The 4,355-nt window shown below is 46.0% G+C and carries 3 protein-coding genes and 1 pseudogene; all 4 read left to right on the top strand.

Annotated features, from left to right (window positions below):
* The coding region (locus tag AC4E7D_RS03680) for a response regulator transcription factor (RefSeq protein WP_490172458.1) at positions 1-378 on the top strand (378 nt) is incomplete at its 5' end.
* A gap of 3 nt (positions 379-381) precedes the next feature.
* Positions 382-2,625 carry a HEAT repeat domain-containing protein gene (locus AC4E7D_RS03685; protein WP_490172459.1) on the top strand — a complete coding sequence of 748 codons (2,244 nt, stop codon included), beginning with the start codon at positions 382-384 and terminating at the stop codon, positions 2,623-2,625.
* Positions 2,618-4,045, top strand: coding sequence for a glycosyltransferase family 2 protein (locus AC4E7D_RS03690; RefSeq protein ID WP_490172460.1), 1,428 nt, complete (start codon positions 2,618-2,620; stop codon positions 4,043-4,045). The genes AC4E7D_RS03685 and AC4E7D_RS03690 overlap by 8 nt, the downstream gene beginning before the upstream one ends.
* Before the next feature lie 3 nt (positions 4,046-4,048).
* Positions 4,049-4,355 (top strand): annotated as a pseudogene (locus AC4E7D_RS03695) (LTA synthase family protein); the annotation flags it as partial.

The following is a 4,355-nucleotide window of genomic DNA, read 5'->3' on the forward strand; positions in this document are numbered from 1 at the left end:
CAGGCTGAAGAGAAAAAACGGCTGTTGCTGGCCGAGGATGATGAAATGCTGGCCTCCCTCTTGGAGTACCGGATGAAAATGGCTGGTTTTGATGTGCATGTGGTGCATGATGGAAAGGAAGTAAAGGAATACTTGGCCGTACAGCGCCCGGACATCATTATTAGTGACATTATGATGCCCTATTTCTCAGGGATTGAGTTAGTGGACTACCTACGAAACGAGATGAAATCCAGTATTCCGGTAATCATTATCTCCTCAGCAGGAAACGAAGAAAATGTGCTCAGTGCTTTTGAACTGGGCGCTAATGATTTTATCGCTAAGCCAGTTAATCCTTCAGAATTGCTGGTTCGGGTCAATCGTGAGCTGAAGAAAGCATAGATCTTGAATAAAGAGGTGGCGTTACATATCACCCCTTTTCAATGGAATTTCACGGAAGTTCCCTCGGAACTGTTGTGGTCCATGACCTTCTTCTTCATGGCGATGGCTATTCTCTATCTGGGTTCTGTTTTCTATTTCCGCAGTCGTCTCAAACTTACTTCAACAAGGATCGCCTCACGAAAGAAGTTATTGGCCCCTATGATCGGTAAGTTTCTGTTTTACACAGAGGAGGACCCCGTAAGTGTTAAGGAGGAATATGTACAGCTCAAGATCGAAATTCGCGAACTGCTTAAAGACTCGGTGAACCGCAGGGTGCTGACCGAAATCCTGCTCGACCTGAAAAAAGACGTATCCGGAAGTTCGCGACAGCAATTATTGAAACTCTACAAAGATCTGGGCCTTCACGAGTACGCCATCAGCAGGTTAAATAGCAGGCGCTGGGTACTATTGGCCAGAGGCATCATAGAATTAACAGAAATGCAGGTTACCGAGGCCTACGGATTTATAAAGCAACATATCAACCACAGAAGTGGTATCGTACGTAAACAGGCACAGATTGCTACTGTATCCCTTAAAAACGAAGGGATTTCTTTCTTTTTAGACACTTCCCGTTTCGCCATATCGGAATGGCAACAATTGAAATTGCTGGACATTATCAGGCAGCTGGAAGATTTTCAGCCCCCGAGGTTCAGTCGTTGGCTGACTTCCAGGAATCCGGATGTGGTTCTTTTTGCATTGAGGCTCATTAAATACTACAAGCAGAGCGATGCACAGAGATCGCTCATCAAACTGATCGGACATAAAAAGCACGCCATTAAACTGGAAGCTATTCAATGTGCCCGGGAATTTCTAATTCAGGAGGCCCGCGAGCCCATGAAAAAGATATTTCGAAGAGGAAATGAAGAAGTGAAACTCGCCATCCTTGACACCTTGGGAATACTGGGAAATCAAGACGATATAGATTTTTTGCAAAAAGTTAAAAACAAAAGTAGAAGCCATATTATATCAAGTAAAGCTTTAAGTATAATAAATGTGCTTAAGCCGGAAAGTATTCTGCCTCAAGAGGATCTGGAAACACCGGAACTGGCACAGGAAGCCCTAACTGAAAACAAAACTGTTCCTATGGAAAAAGAAGAAAAAGAGGAGGTATCCATTCAAGATGTCCTCAACCCTGAGTTCGAGGACGAGCATATTTTTAGCCAATGCTGTATGGAAGAATTCCGGGATCTGATCCAGGAAATCGGGGAACCCCTGTTACAAGCAGGTGATCCGGGAACGCTACCCCTGGGATTTCTGCCGCTGGTGGTTGAAGAACAAATCGCAGAAAAAGAGATCCTACAGGATAAAGAAGAAAAGGACCCCGATAGCACAACGGAAGCAACTAGTGTGCAACCACCCCAGGTACATGCTGAAGAACGCATAATTGAAGAAATCGAATCCCTGATTAACCCGCCAGAGCCAGAAACAGCTGAACAGGAAGAAACAGACGTTGAATTCGACCTGGATTTTCTGCCCATTCTTGTTGAAGGAAGTGAGGAAGACGCGGAGCCTTCAGAAGCCCTGGAAGACCTGATACAGCTCAAGGTTATCGGGGAAGAGTTGCGTCAACGTGTTCCTGAGGCCTTTGTAAATACAGATTGCGTATCTGAAAACTGGAGCTGGGAAGTATTGCCTAACGCTACGTACGAAGCAGTAAAAAAAATCGACTGGGCAGATATAGCAAAAAGGAATCATGCATTGGAGCTGCAGACAGTACCTGACCAAAATACGAAAGGGCACGTTGAATCAGACTTCTCGGCCTATGGGTTTAGCATTTTCCAGGAGCTGTTCCGCACAGCAGATACAGAATCTAAGTTGATACTGCTGGATGAAGTCCTTGCCATAGGAGATGAGAAAGAATGGTATTTCCTCACCACCCTGGCTGATGATCCCTCAAAACAGGTTAGGGAAAAGGCGGCCCGGGTACAAAAGGAGCTGGAGTCCCGCCTTTCATTTGAGACGCTTGGGGCGGAGGATACAGAAGACAGAAAAGAAGAGGGCCTCGAAGCCTCTGCCGAAATTCAGGGACCTCTATTTGAGCTGGATTTCGAGTTGGACCTTGAGTATGCGGGACAGTCGGATGACACCCCTAACCAAAATGAATGGAATACAGCATTATCACAGGATGATGCCAATCTTGCTAAAGGCAATTTAATGAGCCAGTTTCTATCTCTATCCCACAAAATTCTAGAAAAGATCTATGGATAGCGGAATCTTCCATATGATCCTGGATTACATCAACATTGTATTCCTGCTATTCAGCATTATGCTGGTAGTGCTGTTTACCGGGATGGCCTACCTGTCAACCCTTAACGCGATCCACTACAGGAATAAAAACAGTTTTGGAGATATATCCAAAGTAATGGCCTCGCCAATCGCCCCGGGAATAACCATCATCGCACCTGCCTTTAATGAAGGCCTGTCGATTGTGGAAAATATCAGGTCGCTCCTTTCCCTGAAATACGTGAATTACGAAGTAATGGTGGTAAACGATGGGAGCAAGGACGATACACTTCAGAAAATGATCGAAGCCTATGACCTGGAGAAAATAGATCGGGACATTGACCCGAAATGGCCCTGTAAGCCTATAAAAGCGATTTACAAATCCCGGCAGCGGTCCTTCTCGCGACTGACTGTGATCGATAAGGTGAATGGCGGCAAATCAGATGCCCTCAATACAGGGATCCGACTGTCTGAAAACAAATATGTGGGTTGTATTGATGTGGATTGCCTGCTGTTGCCCGAGGCCTTACTTCATGTTGTAAAAGCCTTTTACCAGCGTTCCGGGAAACGTGTCATCGCCGTCGGAGGGGTTATCAGAATCGCAAATTCCTGTAAAATATCAGGGGGGCAACTGGAGGAAATTCGACTGCCTAAGAACTGGCTGGCCAAGTTTCAATTACTGGAGTACACCCGGTCTTTTCTACTGGGGCGTATGGCCTGGGGAAGGATAGACAGTTTGCTGATCATTTCTGGTGCCTTTGGGTTTTTCGATCGGGAAATCGCCCTTGCCGCAGGGGGATACAATACCAATACCGTAGGAGAGGACATGGAAATTGTTTTCCGGATGCGGCGCTATATGCATGAGCGGAAATTACCTTATACGGTAGAATACATCCCTGATCCCTTGTGCTGGACAGAAGTACCGGAGAGCACAAAGATCTTGATTAACCAACGGGATCGTTGGGCCAGGGGCAACCTGGAAACCCTGTACACGCACAGGGACATGTTCTTCAATCCAAAATTTGGCAGACTGGGGATGCTCAGTTACCCGTACTGGTTCTTTTATGAGTGGCTGGCACCCATACTGGAATTCTTTGGGTTCATATCTATCCTTTTGTTTTACTACCTGGGGATCCTGAACTTGGAATTTTTCCTGGCGATCACCCTTACGATATACACCTTTTCGGTGATGTTCTCCCTGTACGCCATATTGTGGGAGGTCTTTACGTATAACCAATACAACAGGATCAGGGATCTGGTCCTGCTCGTTATCTGTGCCCTGATAGAACCTTTCTTCTTTCACCCTATCGTGGTCTGGTCCGCTGTCAGGGGCAATTACAAAAAGCTGTTTAAAATCAACTCGGGCTGGGGGTCTCAGGTCCGAAAAGGATTCGCAAAAGCCTGACGCATGCAAACAGTAGGTGCTAACATAGCGAACAGAGAACGGCATGGCCTGAAGGATTATATCCGTCTGGCAATAGCCTTCTACCTCACCCTGGCCTTGCTTTCCCTATACCAGAATATTCGACTATTCAGCGAGGGGGTACTTGACACTGTTTTTTCAAAAAGCCTGTTGTTGTCATTTGTAAATCATGCAGGTTATGCCGCGCTGGTTGCACTAGTTGGGGCCTTTGTTTTTAACTTGTTGGAATCAAAAAAAGCAGGTACGGGTTTTAAGGGAATGCGTTTACTTTTTTGGTTCCTGTTGGTTGTAG

The organism is Lentiprolixibacter sp., assembly GCF_982873095.1.